The 18,196-nt window shown below is 60.2% G+C and carries 17 protein-coding genes; 3 read left to right on the forward strand and 14 right to left on the reverse strand.

Annotation, left to right across the window (positions count from 1 at the left end; genetic code table 11):
• Positions 1-220: 220 nt before the first annotated feature.
• Positions 221-1,702, reverse strand: a complete 1,482-nt coding sequence (locus AC1DCM_RS01895; protein ID WP_477517090.1) for a SpaH/EbpB family LPXTG-anchored major pilin — start codon at positions 1,700-1,702, stop codon at positions 221-223.
• Between the two features lie 147 nt (positions 1,703-1,849).
• Positions 1,850-3,946 (reverse strand): DUF7507 domain-containing protein, encoded by a 2,097-nt coding sequence (locus AC1DCM_RS01900; RefSeq protein WP_477517091.1) that lies wholly within the window; start codon positions 3,944-3,946, stop codon positions 1,850-1,852.
• A gap of 789 nt (positions 3,947-4,735) precedes the next feature.
• Between AC1DCM_RS01900 and AC1DCM_RS01905 the strand changes: the two genes are divergently transcribed.
• Both AC1DCM_RS01905 and AC1DCM_RS01910 read left to right on the forward strand, forming a co-directional pair.
• Entirely contained in the window at positions 4,736-5,236 is a 501-nt protein-coding gene (locus AC1DCM_RS01905) for a hypothetical protein (protein ID WP_477517092.1), read from the forward strand.
• A gap of 110 nt (positions 5,237-5,346) precedes the next feature.
• Positions 5,347-5,673, forward strand: a complete 327-nt coding sequence (locus AC1DCM_RS01910; RefSeq protein WP_442006055.1) for a hypothetical protein — start codon at positions 5,347-5,349, stop codon at positions 5,671-5,673.
• 162 nt (positions 5,674-5,835) lie between these two features.
• Here AC1DCM_RS01910 and AC1DCM_RS01915 read toward each other — a convergent pair whose 3' ends face one another.
• On the reverse strand, positions 5,836-6,216 hold the full coding sequence (locus tag AC1DCM_RS01915; RefSeq protein ID WP_477517093.1) for a DUF7793 family protein: 381 nt from the start codon (positions 6,214-6,216) through the stop codon (positions 5,836-5,838).
• A gap of 159 nt (positions 6,217-6,375) precedes the next feature.
• Complete coding sequence (locus AC1DCM_RS01920; RefSeq protein WP_477517094.1) at positions 6,376-6,756, reverse strand: DUF7793 family protein; 381 nt, start codon at positions 6,754-6,756, stop codon at positions 6,376-6,378.
• A 217-nt stretch (positions 6,757-6,973) separates the two neighbouring features.
• Here AC1DCM_RS01920 and AC1DCM_RS01925 point away from each other — a divergent pair, with 217 nt between their 5' ends.
• On the forward strand, positions 6,974-7,366 hold the full coding sequence (locus AC1DCM_RS01925; protein ID WP_477517165.1) for a nuclear transport factor 2 family protein: 393 nt from the start codon (positions 6,974-6,976) through the stop codon (positions 7,364-7,366).
• Positions 7,367-7,458: 92 nt separating this feature from the next.
• On the opposite strand, the gene AC1DCM_RS01930 is transcribed toward AC1DCM_RS01925, so the two are convergent.
• The 10 genes from AC1DCM_RS01930 to AC1DCM_RS01975 all read right to left on the reverse strand — a co-directional run bounded on the left by AC1DCM_RS01930 (position 7,459) and on the right by AC1DCM_RS01975 (position 18,196).
• Positions 7,459-8,352 carry a MurR/RpiR family transcriptional regulator gene (locus AC1DCM_RS01930; RefSeq protein WP_477517095.1) on the reverse strand — a complete coding sequence of 298 codons (894 nt, stop codon included), beginning with the start codon at positions 8,350-8,352 and terminating at the stop codon, positions 7,459-7,461.
• Positions 8,353-8,458: 106 nt separating this feature from the next.
• Positions 8,459-9,661 carry a M20 metallopeptidase family protein gene (locus tag AC1DCM_RS01935; RefSeq protein WP_477517096.1) on the reverse strand — a complete coding sequence of 401 codons (1,203 nt, stop codon included), beginning with the start codon at positions 9,659-9,661 and terminating at the stop codon, positions 8,459-8,461.
• A complete protein-coding gene (locus AC1DCM_RS01940; RefSeq protein ID WP_477517097.1) occupies positions 9,658-10,812 on the reverse strand; it encodes an amidohydrolase family protein in 1,155 nt (384 codons plus the stop codon). Before AC1DCM_RS01940 ends, AC1DCM_RS01935 begins: the two co-directional genes overlap by 4 nt.
• Complete coding sequence (locus AC1DCM_RS01945; RefSeq protein WP_477517098.1) at positions 10,802-12,100, reverse strand: type I glutamate--ammonia ligase; 1,299 nt, start codon at positions 12,098-12,100, stop codon at positions 10,802-10,804. The genes AC1DCM_RS01940 and AC1DCM_RS01945 overlap by 11 nt, the downstream gene beginning before the upstream one ends.
• Positions 12,097-13,491, reverse strand: a complete 1,395-nt coding sequence (locus tag AC1DCM_RS01950; protein ID WP_477517099.1) for a M20 family metallopeptidase — start codon at positions 13,489-13,491, stop codon at positions 12,097-12,099. The genes AC1DCM_RS01945 and AC1DCM_RS01950 overlap by 4 nt, the downstream gene beginning before the upstream one ends.
• Positions 13,481-14,530 carry a branched-chain amino acid ABC transporter permease gene (locus AC1DCM_RS01955; protein WP_477517100.1) on the reverse strand — a complete coding sequence of 350 codons (1,050 nt, stop codon included), beginning with the start codon at positions 14,528-14,530 and terminating at the stop codon, positions 13,481-13,483. Before AC1DCM_RS01955 ends, AC1DCM_RS01950 begins: the two co-directional genes overlap by 11 nt.
• 193 nt (positions 14,531-14,723) lie before the next feature.
• Entirely contained in the window at positions 14,724-15,398 is a 675-nt protein-coding gene (locus tag AC1DCM_RS01960) for a branched-chain amino acid ABC transporter permease (protein WP_477517101.1), read from the reverse strand.
• A complete protein-coding gene (locus AC1DCM_RS01965; RefSeq protein ID WP_477517102.1) occupies positions 15,391-16,170 on the reverse strand; it encodes an ABC transporter ATP-binding protein in 780 nt (259 codons plus the stop codon). Before AC1DCM_RS01965 ends, AC1DCM_RS01960 begins: the two co-directional genes overlap by 8 nt.
• Complete coding sequence (locus AC1DCM_RS01970) at positions 16,167-16,922, reverse strand: ABC transporter ATP-binding protein (RefSeq protein WP_477517103.1); 756 nt, start codon at positions 16,920-16,922, stop codon at positions 16,167-16,169. Before AC1DCM_RS01970 ends, AC1DCM_RS01965 begins: the two co-directional genes overlap by 4 nt.
• Positions 16,919-18,196, reverse strand: a complete 1,278-nt coding sequence (locus AC1DCM_RS01975; protein ID WP_477517104.1) for an ABC transporter substrate-binding protein — start codon at positions 18,194-18,196, stop codon at positions 16,919-16,921. The genes AC1DCM_RS01970 and AC1DCM_RS01975 overlap by 4 nt, the downstream gene beginning before the upstream one ends.

Genomic DNA, 18,196 nt, shown 5'->3' on the forward strand with positions numbered 1-18,196 from the left:
GTGCGGCTGCCGGATTCCATTTCCGTAGAAACCTTGCATTCCCGGCGATGCAATTGGTCATCACCGGCTTGGCACCGCGCGATTCCGGCGGCGAATGCAAGTGGGGAAGAGCGCGTGGTTGGCGTTCTTCCCCACTTGGGGTCACTGCGGGGGTCGCGGGTAGCGGCCCCTGCAGTGTTGCTACCAGTTAGTGGTGCTACCGGTTGCGGTGGTGCTGGTGTTAGTTGTTGCTGGTGCGGCGGTTGCGGACGAACATCAGGGCCGCGCCGACGACGAGGAGGGCACCGGCTGCGTAGAGAATGCCGGTTCCCACGCCACCGGTCAGCGGCAGCTGGAAGCCGCTGTTGGAGGGGATGTTCTTCACGCTCAGGTCGATACCGACCGTGGTGCTGGTGGAGTTGATCAGGAAGGACACCGGCTCGGCGAGCAGTTCATAGCCTGCCGGGGCGGTGGTCTCTACCAGGTAGTACGTGCGGTAGTCCGGGGTTCCGGGTGCCACGGCTGCGCCGTTGGCCCAGTCCGAGTACCGCAGGCCCGAGATCGTCAGGGTGCCGTCAGCAGCGACGGTGAAGACCGTCTGGCCGTTGAGGTCCACCGGGTTGGTCCCGGCTTTGGCGTCGGCTTCGTTGGTGTAGACGGAGAAGGAAGCACCGGCAAGGGCTGCACCGTTCTCGTTGACCTTCTGCAGCGTCATTTCGCCCCACTTGGTCACGACCGGGGGCGTGACGATCGGGCCGCCGGGCTCGCCCGGGGTGGTGGTGAAGCTGGCAGCGTTCGGGTACACGAGGGCTTCGTTTTCGATCTCACCGATGGTGTTGACCTTGGTGTTGACCATGACCTGCACACGGGTGTCGGTATGTGCAGCCAGTTTCGCCCGGCCGGCGGTAGTGAAAACAACTGAGACGGTGTTGGTCGCGGCGTCGAAGCTCACGGTGTAGTCCGTGCCGGCCGTGATGGGCGTGCCGTCAACGAGGGTCGCGGACGCGCCGACGTAGGTCAGCTTCGGGTCCAGGACGTCCACGATCTTGTAGCCATCGATGACGGCTTCGTTCGGGATGTCACCGGTGATGGTGAAGTCGATCTGGTCCCCGAGCTTCACGTCAGGGGCATCCGTGACGGTCTTCTCGGCCCCGGCAACGGAGTTCTTCGGATAGACGTGGACGTCGTAGATCCAGTTGTCCTTGTTATCCGGATCCGTCAACGGCACGGACACCAGGAACGGAGCCGACGGCGTCACACCGGCCGGGTAGTTCGTTTCCGTCACCAGGTACAGGCCCACCGGCAACGCGGTGAAACCGGCGGTCCCGGCAGCATCGGTGGTCTTCGCCTGGGCAGCGCCCAGGGTGTACCCGGCACCGGTGATCGAGCCCGCAGCGTTCGCCGGGGCGAACACGCCCGAGAGGTTATGCGCGGCGTCCCACCCGGCGTTGGTGGACAGGTCGATGGTGTTGACCTGTTGGATCGTGAACTCGATACCGGCCAACGGTGTCAGACCGGTGGTGTCCACGGACGTGCCGTTGTTCGGCAGGCCCGTCGGGGTGGAGGGACGTTCGAACTTGTGGACCGTGATGGAACCGGTCTTGTCCCCATCAACCAGGGGCGCAGCCGAGGCCGGGGCCACGGAGAAGGACATCGCCAACACCGCCCCGGCGATCGTAGCGGCGGCGGTCTTCCAAAGCCGCCCGGTATGGTGATTACTCACTGTGTTTTCCTCTTTCATCGTGATGGTTTTTCATGCTGGTGGTACTCGGTAATGGACATGCACCGCCCCGCCCCGCAACACACGCGGGGCCTGGGGGAACTCTTCTTTAGTACTGACCGGCCCGTGCCGGGTAGTAGTGGACGGGTGTCAGGTAGTGACGGACTCGTTCCGGCGGCGGTTGGCGGCCAGGGTCAGTGAGAGGGCGGCCAGCAGCAGGGCTGATCCGCCGGTGGTGAAGGGCCACCAGCCGATGCCGCCGGACTCGGGCAGCTTCAGGGCCGGCACGTCCCGGACCGTGAGCAGGAAAATCCCGTCCCCGTCGGCGTCCGTGCTGGTCACTACCCCACTACCGGCGCCTTGTCCCTGGGAACCCTGGCCCAGGGTCACGGCACCGGTGGTGGCGAGGGTGAACTTCACCGGTTCGGCGAGCAGGCTGAACCCGGCCGGGGCCTTGGTTTCTGCAAGCCAGTACGTTCCGGGCTGGATTCCTTCGAGTTGGAACCGGCCGGTTTGCCCGGCCACGGCGGTGACGGCCGGGCTGGCCAGGAGGGCGCCGGGGGCGCCGTTGTTGTCCACGTGCACGGCCCAGGTGGAGCCGGCCATCGGAACCCAGGTGCCGCCGGAGGATTCGCCGATCTTCTCGATCAGGACCTTGCCCGGGGTGCGGTGGGTGGTGGTGCAGTCAGGGCCCGGCGCTGCCGAGCCTGGTGCGCAGGTCTGCGGTGGGGTGGTGGTGGCCGTGCCCGTCACCATGTTGACGAGTTGTTTGTTCCAGGCGCCGGTCTTGACCACGACGCTGTATTTCAGGGTGGCTGTCTGCCCGGCGGGCAGGGTGAACGGTGCAGTGTTCAGCAGGGTGGAGGGCGGCACCGGGTTGGCTACCGCTACGGGTGTTCCCGTGCCGATTACCAGGGTCGCGGAGCCGGACACGAATGTAGCGTCGTCCAGGACATCCGCCAGGTTGTCCTTCAGCACGACCCCGGTGATGGTGCCGCTGATACTGGTGGCCGTGACCGTGTACACGATGGTCTGCCCCGGGGTGACGGACCCGTTCGCCGGAACAGAGCCGTTGACTGTGGCGGTCTTTTTGATCTTCCACGCCGGTGGTGCGGTGACCTGCGCGTCATCGACCGCGGTGACGGGCGAGCCCAGGGGCGGGTTCCCGGTGACCTTCGCCGTGTTGGTCAGCAACCCCGTGGTGACATCCGGCGCCGTGACCACATACGTTGCAGTCGCGGTCACGGACTGCCCGGGCAAAAGAATCCCGGGAAGGCCAGGCCAGGCATAGGACAGGGCCGACATCGTGCCGGTTCCGGAGAACTGCGTCTCGGTGATCACGACTCCGGTAAGTATCATGTTGCCCGTGTTTTTCGCCACGAAGGTGTACGTGGCCGTTTCACCGGCCACCAGGGTGGTCTTGTTCACCGTCTTCACCAGCGTGATCGCCGGAGCAGCGGCAGCGATCGTGAAGATGTAATCTTCCACCTCGCCGGAATCGGCCGCACCGATCGGAGACTCGATCTGGGCGGCCGCATAACCGATCCGGAACCGCGCATACGTCGTCCCCGCCGTCACCCCCGCAGGGACCGTCCAGGTAAGTGTCGCGGTCGTGGCGCCGGCCAGGAAGGAGGCGCAGGCCTGCTCGGCCGGGTTGTCGAATTTCCCGTTCTTGTTGAAGTCGATCCACCCACAGGTCCTGCCGGGCTTGCTGGCTGCACTGATCGCCACGGTTGTGGAGTAGCTCGTGGCGCCCTGCGTCATCGGTGCGAGCGTCACGCCGTCGTCCATCAGGTCCTGGGCCGCCGTCGAACCCGCGTTCGAGGAGGTGGTGCCGTTGGCCACAGTCGCGTTGTCCTCAGTGACGTTCGCCCCAAGCGTCACGTCCGACAGAACAGCCCAGGCCGCGTTGCTTTGGTCATAAGTGGCCGGGGCATCACCGAAATCCTGCGGGACGGTCATCGCGATAACGTAGTTGTCCTGGTTGTGGGCCGGATCCTGGACGTCGTTGATGGTGTACGGCGGAAGCGCGCTGGTGGTCTGCACGAAGACCGCGGTGATATTGAAGGTCAGAGAGGTGACGATTCCGTTGATCCGTACAGCCCCACAGGCTGCAGTCGCTTGTGCGTTGACAGGCTGGGGATCGCTCCCTTGGACTGTCGTGTTGCACTGGGTACCCGTGTTGTCGTTGGTAGCCGTAATGGCATTTCCGGTCACACTGAGGTTTCCGCCGGAAAGCTTTGTCATTGTCAACCCCGTGGTTGCGAGATTCAACACGGCATGGAGCTGGGACTGTTTGTCGACAGGTCCTTTCTTGTTTCCGTACGCGTTCACGTTTCCACCGAGGCCAGCGATGTTGAGCACAGGATTCCGCACCGGCTGGCTGAAAGCTATGGTGACAGTCCCCAAGCCGCTACAGGGGCCGGTTGCCGCGCAATTGTTGACTGCGTTGGTTGAGAATTCAACAGCCGGGGTCCCGGTTCCGATGTTTTGTGAGAAATCAGAGGCCACATATCCACGGCTGCCCATAGTTGTCTGCCCCACGAGGTCAGTCAGTCCGGATTGATCATAGGTGGCCGTGAGACCGGATCCCGGCATCGTCAAAATGGCCGCCCCACCGGTGACGTTCGCCTGGTTGGTTGCTACTTCGTAAGCGTGAGCTGGTGCAGTCGGGTGGAGCACCCCCAATAAAAGTGCGCCAAAAACGACCATTAACACGGTAACGAAGGCAGTAATTTTCCCAAGCAGATACTTCAAGGGATTCTCTCCAATGAACAGTGACCGACAGACCCCACAGCCGACGGCCAAACATATGTTGCGGAGACTGACCGATTGCGTCCGGCAAGGTCGGTCTCCAGTCAAAGGAGTGCAGGATAGGAATAGTTCATGTCGCAAAATGCGAAAACTTTTTGAGAGACAGCTCTCGGGCGAGGAGGCGAATCAGTCTGATTGGCGCAAGACAGCCTGAATGCTCTCTAAGTTTGCGATCCATCCAATGTAGTCATCGTCATCTTCCCCGAGCTCCGCCCATGTATCGTGACCGTCAACTTCCGGGTCATCGATGACCGCCTGGATCGCATCCAGCAGCGGAGCGATGCACCGTCGGCGTCGGTTGCCGTTGCGATCCTCTATATTGCCAGGGTCGTTACTTCTCTCATGATCGTTGGCGGGCTCGCTCTCGCCATCTGGATGTACGTGTGGTCCCGGGAGGTGATCGCAAAATACCCTGTCGAGCCTGACAATGACGTAACACGCGGATTCTTCATCGGCATGGCTCGCGGCCTTGGAATAGCAGGACTCTCCGTCGTGGCCCTTATCGGATTAAGCCGCGGAAGGCGCTGGGGCGGCATTGTTGACGTGTTCCAGTGGGTTGTCATTTGGTTGCCCTTCTCATTTGGGCTTCAACAGTTCTCAGCAGATGCCTTGGCGATCTCCACGACCGTATCCCTGGTAGGTGCGCTGGTGGGTATGCTGGCGTTCGTTGCTGCGCCGCGGCCGCCTCCTCAAGGGCGGGCTCGGCATGAGAATTGGACTTGAGACGTCTGAAACGGGTGGCCCACAGCTCTATCCTCCGCAAAATGGCAGGCGTAATCTGAGTGGAATTCACTACCACCCAGCATTGCCCGGCAGAAGGGGACGTCCACGGCATGAGCATTAAACACGAATGGAATCGGCTCGACTCCGAGACCCGAACATGGCTCTTGGAGAATCCGGCGTGCCTCGTTCTGCCCCAAGCCCTATCGAGCAGGATCAGCAACGAAGCATACAAGGACGTCGAGTACGACGTGCACGGGCAGGTTGTACTCACCCGCGATGATCACGACTTCCTTCGGGACAAAGCGGAGGCCGCCGGAACCATCCGCGTTCCGGACACGGAGTACCGATTCTTCGACACAGCGCCCTTACCCGTCATCGGGACACCGTCCTCTGGAAAAGGAAAACATACCCAAGAGTCGGCCAATAAAGGTCGGTAGGAGCAATTACCCAGCTTCCACACTTTGCCTATCCCCCCTGCTCTTCCACGGCAGCAGGGAACAGCCCGGCCCTGCGCGCGCTCGGCGCCGAGGTTCAGGCTGATACAACGGCCAAAGTGAGCGGCCCTGAGGGCTGCAAAGCCACCGCCATCCGCACCAGCGTTACGGAACGGTCGTTTGGAGTAGCCAGAGCATGGCCTCATCGCGAGAGGTGAAGAACCGAGTGGGACACGGGAGTGTCCGCCGTGCCATGGCGAAGTTGGCAATCACTCGACTGACCGGGTTTGAGCCGAGCAGCGCAATTCGTGAAGCGGCGCACTTGACGCTGAAAACGGATCTGGCTTGGCGGGTCACGGCTTGGGTGTTCGCTATGTCGATCAGCATCGGGTACTCGGCACCGGCGGCAAGTTCATTGACCTTTGCCATCGCCGCATGTACGTCAGCAGCCTCCAGAACAGTCCCCGGATGCCACACCAGGTGAAAAACTTCTTCGGCATCGAGTTCCACTGTGCCCTTGCCGCCGTCAACGGTTGTTGGCTTCATTTACTCCCCCAGAGCCTTGTAGAGCTAAGACTAACTGCCTGCTTGAATATGCGCACCGGAACGAACAGACAAAGGCGTGCAATTCGTCGCAAATGCTGCTTGTTAACAGACCCAGACGGTCAGTCTTGTCCGATTTCGTTGGATATGGGCACGGTGGTGTCAGGAAACGGGTGCCTGGAGAAGCCAAGACATCGCCTCATCGCGGGAGGTGAAATACCGAGTGGGACACGGGAGTTTCCGCCGCGCCATGGCGAAGTTTGCAATGACCCGATTGAGTGGGCTTGAGCCAAGCAGGGCAATTCGTGAAGCGGCGCACTTGACGCTGAAAACGGACTTGGCCTGAAGGGTCACTGCTTGAGTGTTGGCTATGTCGATCAGCATCGGGTACTCGGCACCGGCGGCAAGTTCATTGACCTTTGCCATCGCTGCATGTACGTCGTCGGCCTCCAGAACAGTCCCCGGTTGCCACACCAGGTAGAGAATTCCTTGGGCGTCGAGCTCCACTGTGCCCTTGCCGCCGTCGACGGTGATTGGTTTCATCTCTTGCTCCCCCAGAGTCTTGTAGAGCCAAGACTAACTGCCTGTTTAAAGATGCGCACCCAAACGACTGATCAAATTTCGCGGCGCCGGGAAGCTCCTGTGACATGACCTGACCGAGCGCCGGCTCTTGAGCGTCCGGATACCGAAGCGGATACTGGTTGGGTCAACAGGCTTAGGCCGTTGTAAAAATACCGACAAGGATGACGGGGTGTTCGATATGGGAGCTGCAGAAAACGCTGAACTCGTTCGGCGCGGGTACGAGGCCTTCAACACTGGGGATTTGGCGACCCTTGGCGAACTATTCGCGGAGGACGCAGTCTGGTACGCGGCCGGAAGCGGCGTGCTGTCAGGCAAGAAAGAAGGACGCGAAGCAATCCTGGCTTACTTTGGCGAGCTGGGCGCACGCTCACAGGGGTCATTCCAGGCGAACGTCCAGGACATCGTCGGCGGGGAAAACCACACAGTGGGGATCCAGCAAAGCCACGCGGAAAACAACGGGAAGACTTTGGACGTGGCGTCAGCCATCGTGTTCGTGCTCCGCGACGGAAAGGTTGTCGAGGGCCGGGAGTTCTTCGAGGACACCGCCAAGGCGGACGAATTCTGGACCTGAGTTCTGGAATTGTCCAAGCCGGAGAATTGGGAACTCCAGGGGGTAAGGACCCCGATAGTCACAGCCCCAACACTCGATCCTCTTTATGAAGCTTAGTCGGCCAGCACTGCGCCATGGCCGGCTTCCAAAATGCGCATACGGTCATCGGCCGTCGGCCCAAGCTTGACGTGGACCGCTGCGATGAGGGCTTCCACCAACACCGTTGCCGGCACGATGCTGTCGAAGGAACCCGCCGCCTCCACCCGCGCCGGCAGAACGACGTCCGCGACAAATGAAACCGGAGAGAGCCACGGGTCCGTGATGAGGACAATCTTTGCCCCCTTCTCACGGGCTGCCTTTGCCAGGTCAACGGTGTCTTTCTGGTAGCGGCGAAAATCGAAGAAGACGCAGACATCGCGTTTGCTGAGGTCAGCTATGAACGTGGAGTCATTATTAGGATGCTGGGCGTGCACCACGGTGTTGGGTCGCATCAGGCGAAGGTGCAAGTCCAAGTAGGTGGCCAGCAGGTGAGAGAACCTGCCACCGACCGAAGTAATGTCCAGTGACGTATTGCATAGAAGCGCAACGGCACGGTCGAACTCGTGCTCCGGAAGTGAGGCGACCGTGCTCTCGATGCCCTCGACCGCCGTCTCTGCCACTGACTGAGCCAATTCTGGAGCGGCTGAATCAACTCGTATTTTGCCTTGGAGGGTCAGCGGCGATGCCCGCCGCGCCTGCACTTCTTCGCGCAGGGCATCCTGGAAGTCCCGGTACTTGTTGAAGCCCAATCTGCTGACGAACCTGAGCACCGTGGGGGCACTGACATTTCCTTTCTTGGCAAATTCAATGGTGGACTCAAGCCCTGCCGTCGGGTAGTTGGCGAGGAAAACGCGGGACAGCTTGTGCTCTGCCGGGGAAAGCGAACCCTGAATTTGACGGATTCGGTCCGCCAGGGTCAACCGGGCAGATTGGTTCTCAGACTGTTCAAATCGTCCGGACTCCGTCATGGCGTTCCTTTCTTGCATAGACGGCAAAGCTGGAAGTTAGTGTGAACTCCCCGCTTTTATCCCCATTCAATCAGGAAACCCAGAACGGGTTGACCGGTGCCTGCCGTCAGCTTGTTGGGGCAGCGACCAAGGGCAGGTCATGGACGGGCAGTAACGTCCTGGCGGCGCCAACGTATCCAGCCAGGAGCGCATGAGCTACATCATGGACGTGAGAGTCATGGGGCACGAAAGTGCTTGAGTGCAACCGTTCCCCGGTTCCGCTGGTACCCACGAACATCATCAATGAAGGCATTCTTTCCGAAAAATACGAAAAATCGTCGGAGCCTGCCGACCTGAGATTGCTGTCCACTTCCAAGCCCAGAGCCAGCAGTAGAGGAGCAGTCGCCTTAACGATGTGCGCATCATTTTCCAGGACGGGTTCGCCTTCGGTGACGCTGACTTCGCCGCTGCAGCCGTGCGCAGCGGCAATCAGGTGGACTGTCTCGGCAAGACGCCGCAGCACTTCCTCCCTCACTGGCGTGGCCATGGTGCGGACAGTTCCCCGGGCAGCGGCAGTACCCGGTATGACATTGGCCGCGGTACCAGCCTGAAGGGTAGCAATGGTGAGAACGACCGAATCCATGGGATCCACGTTCCGGCTCACGATGTTTTGCAAAGAGACCACAACGTGGGATAGCGCCAGGACAGGATCCGCTGCAATGTGCGGGTAGGCAGCGTGTCCACCCCTACCGTGAACGTTGATGATGAACTCGTCCGATGAGGCATTCACGGCCCCCGGTGTGCACGCCACTGTCCCTCCGGGTAGCAGCGGCTGAACATGGGCCGCGACTGTGGCACTCACCTCTTGCTCCGTCAGTATCCCTGTTGCGCAGATGTCCTTTGCCCCGGACGGGTACGTTTCTTCCCTGGGTTGCAAGACCAGTGCCATGGGAGCTGCGCCCGGTGTTGAGTGGACAGCCCTGGCCAAGGCAACGACGGCAGCCAGATGGATATCATGGCCACAAGCGTGCATGACACCCGGCCTTTGGGAAGCCCAATCGACTTCGGAATCTTCCAACGCCGGCAGCGCATCCAGCTCAGCCCGGATAGCAATCGCCTTGCCGGGCCCGCCAATTCGCAGTACTGCCCCTGTTCCGGCCACAAACCTGGTTTGCAGGTCGCCAGGCAAGGCATTCAAGACCAGATCAAGGGTCGGTCCCTCGGAACCGGACAAATCCGGCATGCTGTGCAATTTGTGGCGCAGTTCTATTGCACGCGGAATTTCCTGGTCAATGCGTCTCCTGAGCACTTCAAACAGTTCAGAGTTCACTTCTCCCCCAGCTCATAGACGCGCACCGCGTTATCCCTTCCGACCATGTGAACCACTCGAATGGCATCCTCCTCAGCCCAGTCCCCGTCGCGAACCCAAGCCCCCAGGACCTTGCCCATTCCTTCGCGCCATAGTCGCGCCCCGAGGTAATGGAGTTCCGGAGGCCCCCATGCATCCGTTGAAAACAGGATTTTGGAGAACGGTGCCAATTCGAAAGACTCTTTGATCAGTTCCAGAGACTGAACGCCTGTGTAGTTGGTCCCGAGCCCAACATCGAAGTAGACGTGTGGAAATACCTGCGCAAGATAGCCTGCGTGACGATGGAACGGGTAGCAGTGGAGAAGGAGTACATCCACCTTCAATGATTCAATCAGCTTCAACCAGGGAACCAGCAGCAACGGGTCGCAGGCCTCCAGACGCAAGTCGGGATCGCCGTATCCAGTGTGCATTTGAATGGGCAGGCCACGGTCGACACCCGACCAGAGAAAGAAGCGCAAAAGCACAGGATCCGAAACACGGAGCGAGTAGCCCGCTGCTACCAGACGGAGCCAGGACGCAGCCGCTTTCACTACTTCTTCTTTGGAGGGCCTGATTGGATCAAAGTCGAACCCGTGTCGGTAGGCGATGATGCTCTTGACTCCGACCGCGTTCTCCGTTGCCAAGGCTAGTCGGGCCGTATAGGCGTTAGCGAAATCGGCGGCTGATACGCCTTCCCACGCCAAAGATTCAGCTACGGATTCGAGTCTGACAACCTCACCTACCGCGGCTGAGCTGATGCGCTCCATCCCCGAAAGGCCGTGGATTTGATCACCGCGATATCCAGTCTCGACCAGGAAATGACCTATCCCCGCAGACTTGAGCAGGCGAGAGGTTACTTCCGACGTCCCGAGCCCCATACGCCGTTCAAAGTACTCGTCGGCACTCGCATGTGCAGGAAGGCCCAGCAACGGCGCACACCAACGACGAATCGCGAATCCCAACTGCGAATCGAATTGCGTCATCCATTCAGGAATGGGCCTGTCCGACTCCGTCAGCAGTTCCTCCAGCGAGGATCGGTCAACGTCGTCCTTCAACGCTCCATGGACATGGTGGTCCACCAAGGGGATTTCCTCGATGGTGGACAGGAGATGTTCTACGGAATTAGTAGACATCAGATACCGCTTTGACTCGGCCAGCATCGTCGAGTGTGGCCACATGGGCGAGCTCATGCCGCTTGACCGCCAAATACGTTGCCAACAAATCAGGATGGAACCACGACGTCACGCTCTGGTCCTTTTCCAACGCCAGGAGTGCGTCCTCGAGTGTACGAGGCAGTCGAGGTACGTCGTTCACTTCAGCCGGGTCTGCCCTCTCCGGGAAAATGTCTGGTTCGGGGTACTCGTCGCCGCCTACGATTCCGGCAAGACCGGCCCGGAGGAGGACACCAAGCGTGAGCCACGGGTTGGCAGTTGCATCCGCTGCCCTGTACTCAAGATTGAACTGGTGGTCCGGAGCAGATCCACCTGCCGAACTGGTCGGGCAGATTCGTAGAAGAGCCTCCCTGTTTCGTTCCGCCAGGAATATTCCCCCTACACTCCATCGATCCGGCGCCAGGCGCATGAAGGAAACCGGGCTTGGCGCTGTCCAGGCCGTCAGCGCTTCGGCGTGACGCAGGATTCCTGCGCTGAATCTTGATCCAACTTCGGATAGGCGCCCCGGACGGGCGGCGTCGAACAGAACCGGAGTACCGCCGTCGTCGACCAAACTAATGTGGACATGGACGCCGGTACCGGTACCGTTTGGTTCCTGAAGCGGTGCGAAGGAAGCTCTGAGGCCGCGTCGGATTGCCAAATCGCGGACCAATTCGCGCACGAGTACCGCCCTGTCTGCTGCAGTGAGGGGGTCGCTCGGTTCCACCGTGATTTCAAACTGGTTCGCCCCGTATTCGGGCAACCAGTTCTCGGGTGCGAGACCACAATCCGTCAAGAGACGCAGCAGGTCCATTCCGAACGGATCGGCGTCCAGGTGCCTGCGCAAGGAAAACGGAGCCGATTGAGGCAGGCCCTCCACAACGAACTCGTGTTCGAACGTGGCGATAACGCGCAGGCCCGTTTGCTCTCGAAAGTCGCTGATGGCCCGGCGCAGGAAGGTCCTGGGACAGCAATCCCAGTCGGTTCCGTCAGGTTGTGTTTGGTCGGCGAGCAGAATCCTGAGTCCGGCCTCTTTGGGGCCATCGGCCACGGTGATTTCCGTGGCCTCGTCCGGCATAAGGCGCAGGTCGCCGGTTGAACCGAAGGCGCTGCCCGGCGCAATGCTGCCGAAAGCCGAAATGCCAAGGTTGGCCGGCACCCAGCCCAGTCCGGAGCGAAGGACAGAGCTGTAGGCTTCGCCGGGTGCGCCTCGTCCTTTGACCTGACCAGCGAGATCGCAGGTAGCAACGAAGATATCGGGGGTGTTCACGGGCGCCTCCGGGCGGTCGTGGGTGGATTGATGTTGGATTCAGTACCCGAGACGCCGCAATAGTCCATTGCAGATAGGGCGTACGTCTTTACTGCCGTAATGATCTGGTGGATTGGCACATACTCGTTTTCCGCGTGCGCGGTTCGGCCAACCCCAGGACCGTAAACGAGCCCGTCGATGCCTTGGGCATGCATCCATGTGAGATCGCAGACACCGAGGAACCCCTCTTGTTCAGGAGGGGTGGCCAAGCCAAACCCGCCGACTGAATCACTGTGGGCCTTCATGACCGCGGGGATAAGTTCATGGCTGGCCGGCGCGGTGTACGGCGGCCACAGGAGCTTCCAGTCGAATTCGGGTCGGTGGGCGCTCAGCCAGGCATCGTTGGCACAAGCTTGACGCACGGTTCGTTCGATCTCGTCGATGACTTCGTCGTTGCTTCGCTCAGGATGATGGTAGACGCAGTATTCGACTGTGAGCGTGTCGGCGAGGAAGAACGGGACCAGGACGCCCTCCGGGTTTCCACGGATCACCCCGGGCAAGAGATTGAAGTAGCCCGGCTGGAACAGGGGGTGCCTGTCACGCCGCGCCCAAGTATCTTCCAACTGCCGCAAGGCGTGATAAATGATCCAGAACTTATCGATGGTATTAACGCCCAGAGCTTCGCCGTCAAGGGTTGGATGAATGGTAAGACCCCGCAGTCCGGAGTGCGCAGCTTTGCCGACAAGAGACAGCGAGAACCACAGCAGCCCCGGCGTGGTGGGAACCAGATTGGGGGCTGCGTCCGAGAAGTTCGACGGTTCGCAGACGATTGCGGCATCGGCCCCGTATCCCGCCTGTAAGGCTGCCGTTGTACCCGAGAGGTGGTCACCGATTTCTTCTCCGACGACCGCCTGCAGTACGAGGTCTCCTTTGAGCCGGATTCCTGCGGTGGCTAATGCGATGGCAGCATATGCCGTGGCGACTGTGCCGGCTTTGTTATCCGTAGCTCCCCTGCCATGAACCGCGTCATCGGTAATCAACCCGGAGAACGGCGCGTGATCCCAAAGACCTTCCCGGTTGGGTGGCACAACATCGACGTGCCCGTTGAGCAGCAGCGAGCGGCCACCGCCCGTTCCGGCAATCCGCCCGCAAGCATTGTCCCGGCCTTTCTCAACTGTGACGAGTTCCGTGGAGGCTCCTGCTTCGCGATGAAGATCGTTCATGAGCGCGCTCACCTCACCCTCACCGCCCACAAGCTTCTGGTAGTCCTGACCGGGATACTTGGGGTTTATGCTCGGGATCCTGACTGCGTCGGCGACGGACTGCACGATCCTGGGCGCCAGACGATCCACAGCGTCCAGGACCGCCTTTCGCTGGTTCTGCTCTGCCCGGGCAGTGGCATCAATGGACATGCGTGGTCTCCTCGACTTCCATAGTCCGGCTTGCGGGTTTTTGGAGTGCTCTATGGGCGGATTTGTTCGGGTTTCCTGGAAGTAGCCTCCGCGCTCTGGTCCATACGTCTTCGAAGAGCCCGGAAATGCCGCGTGGAAGGAAAATGAGAACCAGAAGGGTTCCAACGCCGATGATGATCGCACGCACAGGCCCAAGGCCAGTGACTTGGCGGTCGATGACGGTGACTATCAATGCCCCCAGGACCGGACCCCAGATGTGGCCGGTACCGCCGAGGAAGATCATGCTCAAGCCAAGGGTGACGAATCCGAAACTGAAGAGTGTGACGTCCGCAACGCGGAAGTACGCAACATAAAGGGCTCCTGTGACGCCGGCGACTGCTCCGCTGAGGATGAAGGCCAGGAGATGCTGCCTTATGCGGTTCATTCCGCGGCTCACGGCAAGGTTTTCATTGTCGCGCAGCGCGATGAGGCTCTTGCCGAACGGTCTGCTCAGGGCGGTCCGGAGCAGAACCAGGAGCAGGACCACTGCTCCGCCGAGCAACCATAAATAGCCCAATCCCGAGTACTTTGCGAAGGAAAAATCCCCAACGCTCAGGGCAGGTACGCCTGTCAGTCCGCTGGATCCGCCGGTGATTCCGGGAATGGCCAACACCAGGTAGTAGCAGAGCTGCACGAAGACGAAGGTGATAAGTGCGATGTAAATGCCTCGCATGCGTATCACCGGGATATAGGCCAGGGCACCAGCCAGCCCACCGGCAACGGTTGCCAGTATGAGCCCAAGCCATGGATTCATATCCCATGTCACTGTGGCAACGGCCATCGCGTAGCCACCGACCCCGAAGAAGCCAACGTGTGCGAAGTTGAAGATACCGCCGATACCCAGCGTCAGGTTCCAGCTGGCCGCGAGCAGGGCGTAAATGAGCGCTGTCGCGGCCAGCAGGCGTGCAGAGCCGCTGATGACGACATACGGCAGCAAGGCGGCGGCAAGCAAGAGCAACGGCCACGTCGCGAAGCGCTTGAGGGATCCAAGAATGTTCATCACGAACGTCCTTTCACGAGACCTTGGGGGCGGACCAGCATAATGAGGACCAGCACGAGGAATACGGCTACAGGGCTCCATTGCAGACCGAGCCAGTACGTTGTGCCCGCCTCCAACAGGCCTATGGTGAAGGCGCCGACCAAGGTTCCCCACAAAGTCGCCGACCCGCCGAAGACCAGGACGACAAAGGCAGTCAGCAGGGGTTCAAATCCCTTGGTGGGCGTAATGGTGGTGGTCGTTCCGTAGACGAAGGCAGCGGCGCAGGCCAGTATTGACGCCACCGCAAATACGCCGGCGTATATGGCGCTGGCCTGATTCCGACGAGCATTGCCATGTCCCGGTTTTGTTCCACTGCCCGGACGGCCATCCCCCACTTCGTCTTGCGCAGCAACGTAATCAGTCCTACGACTAGAACTAATGCCAGGGCCAGGGCAAGGAGGGTGGAGCTTGCGATTTTTACGTCGCCCAAGGCAAATGTTGAGGTGCTCACGGCCTTTATCTGCTTGTTCTGTGGTCCCCAGATTAGTTGTGCAGCACCTTCGACGGCGTTGGCGATGGCGAGGGTCGAAACCATGACCAAGAGAGTTCCGTTTGCCCTGCTGATGAACGGCCGGACCGCGACGAGGTCCAGGAGCATACCCAGTAAGGCCAGCAAGGGAATCGCAGCCGCGAAAGCGAGAAGTACCGGGAGCCCGACCTTCTCTGAGAACGTCCAGATAAGGTACGCGCCCAGCAGCAGGAGCGCGCCGTGAGCGTAGTTGAAGACCCCCAGCGTGGACCAAATGAGGGACAGTCCGCTTGCCATCAATGAGTACAGTGACCCGAGCACGAGGGCTGAGACGAGGATGGAAAGGAGCGCGTCAGACATGCTTGTCTCCCTCAATGTCGTTGGTAGCGGATGACGGGTGGGAGCCGACGTACATATCCATGACTTCCTCGTGACTGGGCTTGATGTCGGTGGTCCCGCTGGAGACGATCCGCCCGAGCTCCACAAGATGCCACCGGTCCGCGAGTTCGAAAAGGAACTCAATGTCGCCATCGGCGACTATCAGGGATAGGCCCAGTCGGCGGACTTCGTGAAGTGTGTCAAGGATTTCGTACCGGATCTTGGGTGCCAGCCCGAGAGTTGGTTCATCCAGCACCAGAAGCTTGGGCTTGGCCATAAGGCCCATTCCGATGGCCACCATTTGACGTTCGCCTCCGGACAGCGTGCCCACAAGCTGCCCTCGACGTTGCAGGAGCTTGGGAAACAGTCCCTGGACCATTTCAAGAGTCTCTTCCCGCTGGCCCCTGGCTGCCGGGATCCCACCTGCCAAGGCCAGGTTCTCCCTGACGGTGAGCCTGGGAAAGAGCTGATTGCCTTGGGGCACATGCATCATTCCCTGGTTGACTACCTTATGGGCGGGCATCCCGGTGATATCGCTGCCATCGAAGACAATCTGACCCGAAGAGATCCTGCCAAGGCCTGAGATGGCGCGCAGGGCGGTCGTTTTTCCATGACCGTTGGGACCCAACAAGGCCAGGGCTTCACCCGGGGCGACCTCCATGGAAAGTGATCTGACGACAGGCAGGCGTCCATATCCGGCCGCCAGGTCACTGACGCGGAGCAGTGGGCTGGCGGTCTCCTGATCGGCGTTCATGCTGCGGCCTTCCCCAGATATGCCTCCATGACCCGCGGATCCGAAAGAACGGCGTCGGGGGTTCCTTCAACCAGGACTTCGCCGGATGACATGATGACCATCCGTTTGGCCAGATCGCGGATCAGACTGAGTACATGCTCAATGATCAGCAGCGTCAGGCCGCCCTTCTGAAGCTCCCGCAAAAGCAGGATTAGTTCGGCCTGATCTTCATCGTTGAGTCCCCCGGCTGGTTCATCCAGCATCAAGAGCCGCGGCTGTGAGACGAGGGCGCTCGCGATCATTAGCTTCTTTTTTGCCAGCAGTGGTATGTCCGCCGCCGGATCATCTCTGTACTTGGTGATTCCGACTGTCTCCAAGGCAGTTTCCACGTCCCCTTTGGTGCGCCGCCCGCCGAGGTAGTGGTTGGCCACGGCGATGTTGTCCGAAACGCTCAACGACGGGAACAGCTGTTCCGCCTGGAAGGTTCGACGCATTCCCGAACGAGCGATTCTGTGCGCGGGAAGCCTGTCAATCCGCGTACCGTCAAAGAAGATCTCTCCGCCTGTCGGGCCGAACGGCACCCCGGAGATCAGGTTGAAGAGAGTACTTTTTCCCGCACCGTTGGGACCGGCAATTCCCAGGATCTCCCCCTCGTGAACATTCAGCGTGACGTCGTCCAATGCCACGAATCCCCCGAAGTGTCGACTCACCTGCCGTACTTCCAGGAGGTGCCCTGTAGACGTGCCGGGGACTGGTGACTTGGCGATCCTCATTTCATCCACTCGGGCCTCTGGAACTTGCCGTCGGCGAACTCTTCGGGAGCGATGTTCAGGCGTTTGCCGTTTTGGATTTGGTAGTACGTCATCGGGATACCGTCCTTGCCGGCTACCGCCAGATGGGTTGTTGGATCAAAATGGACACGCCCGAGGGTGGTTTGTTTGTCCAGCTTGCCCAGTGCAGCTCCGACTTCGTCTCGTTTGTCGGGATCCCCGACTTCCTTGACGGCGTCGGCCCACAGATGGACCTGTTCGTAGAGGCCATAGCTATAAAGGCTCGGTTCGTTCTGGTATGTCTCCGTAAGCTTCCGGGTAAGGTCTTTGGTTTCGGGCAATGCCGGCAACGGGGCAAACGGCAGGTTGTAAAGCACGCCATCAGCGTTCTTCCCTGCAAGCTCAGTGAACTCCGGGACGCTGGGGGCGTATTGCGAAAACACCAGTGACTTCGTGGGGTTCTGGCGGAATTGGGTGAGGAACTTTGACGCATTTGCAGTCAGGTAGTCGAGGTTGATGATTACAGCCGGATCGACCTGCCGGATTTTGGTGATCTGCGTGGTCCAGTCGTCCACTTCCCCAAACGGAACAGTGTCAGGACCGGTGACTTCCCAGCCTTTTGCCTTGAAGTTCTTGTCCAGACCTGACGCTATGCCATTGGAATATGCATTGTCGCTGGAGATGATGTAGACCCGGCGGTTAGTGAGCGGGAACGTGCCATCGGCGTTCCATGCATCCAATTGTTCAGGAATTCCAGTGCTATACCCCTCGTATGAAGGGGCAAGGGACCAAACACCGGGGTACTTTTCGGGATTCTTGGAAATGATCTCCTGCGTTTGGCCGCTGTTGCCGCTGAGCAGGTACGGAATCCCGGCTTCTGCGAGCTGATCGATTTCGAAGTTCGTCGTGCTGGCGTAACCGGTGACTACGGCGGCAACATCGGGGTCTGAGGTCAGTTGTGTCACAGCGGCCGAGACCGCATCCGACTTCTGGTCCCGTACGTCAAGGGCTTTGAGTTCAACCTTTCGGCCATCGATGCCGCCCTTGGCATTGATTTCGTCGACCGCGAGTCGTGCACCCTGTTCCATGAGCTTGCCATCGGCAGCAGCCACACCTGTGAGTGGGGCCAACAGACCGAGCGTGATGGTCTCTCCGGATGCCCCGGAGTCACCGCCTTCGCCGGTGGGAACGGTACAGCTCACCATCGAGATGGCCATGAGCGTAGCTGCTGAAAGGAGTAGGGAGGAACGTAAGTGGGGCTTGATTGAGGTGGACAT

This window comes from Paenarthrobacter sp. 10N417 (assembly GCF_056394745.1).

Coding starts and splice junctions, on each gene's coding strand:
- AC1DCM_RS01900 (WP_477517091.1), bottom strand. CDS start 3,946: ATGACAAAGCTTTCCGGCGGAAACCTCAGTGTGACCGGAAATGCCATT.
- AC1DCM_RS01910 (WP_442006055.1), top strand. CDS start 5,347: ATGAGCATTAAACACGAATGGAATCGGCTCGACTCCGAGACCCGAACA.
- AC1DCM_RS01915 (WP_477517093.1), bottom strand. CDS start 6,216: ATGAAGCCAACAACCGTTGACGGCGGCAAGGGCACAGTGGAACTCGAT.
- AC1DCM_RS01920 (WP_477517094.1), bottom strand. CDS start 6,756: ATGAAACCAATCACCGTCGACGGCGGCAAGGGCACAGTGGAGCTCGAC.
- AC1DCM_RS01925 (WP_477517165.1), top strand. CDS start 6,974: ATGGGAGCTGCAGAAAACGCTGAACTCGTTCGGCGCGGGTACGAGGCC.
- AC1DCM_RS01930 (WP_477517095.1), bottom strand. CDS start 8,352: ATGACGGAGTCCGGACGATTTGAACAGTCTGAGAACCAATCTGCCCGG.
- AC1DCM_RS01940 (WP_477517097.1), bottom strand. CDS start 10,812: ATGTCTACTAATTCCGTAGAACATCTCCTGTCCACCATCGAGGAAATC.
- AC1DCM_RS01950 (WP_477517099.1), bottom strand. CDS start 13,491: ATGTCCATTGATGCCACTGCCCGGGCAGAGCAGAACCAGCGAAAGGCG.
- AC1DCM_RS01955 (WP_477517100.1), bottom strand. CDS start 14,530: ATGAACATTCTTGGATCCCTCAAGCGCTTCGCGACGTGGCCGTTGCTC.
- AC1DCM_RS01960 (WP_477517101.1), bottom strand. CDS start 15,398: ATGTCTGACGCGCTCCTTTCCATCCTCGTCTCAGCCCTCGTGCTCGGG.
- AC1DCM_RS01965 (WP_477517102.1), bottom strand. CDS start 16,170: ATGAACGCCGATCAGGAGACCGCCAGCCCACTGCTCCGCGTCAGTGAC.
- AC1DCM_RS01970 (WP_477517103.1), bottom strand. CDS start 16,922: ATGAGGATCGCCAAGTCACCAGTCCCCGGCACGTCTACAGGGCACCTC.
- AC1DCM_RS01975 (WP_477517104.1), bottom strand. CDS start 18,196: ATGTCCACCTCAATCAAGCCCCACTTACGTTCCTCCCTACTCCTTTCA.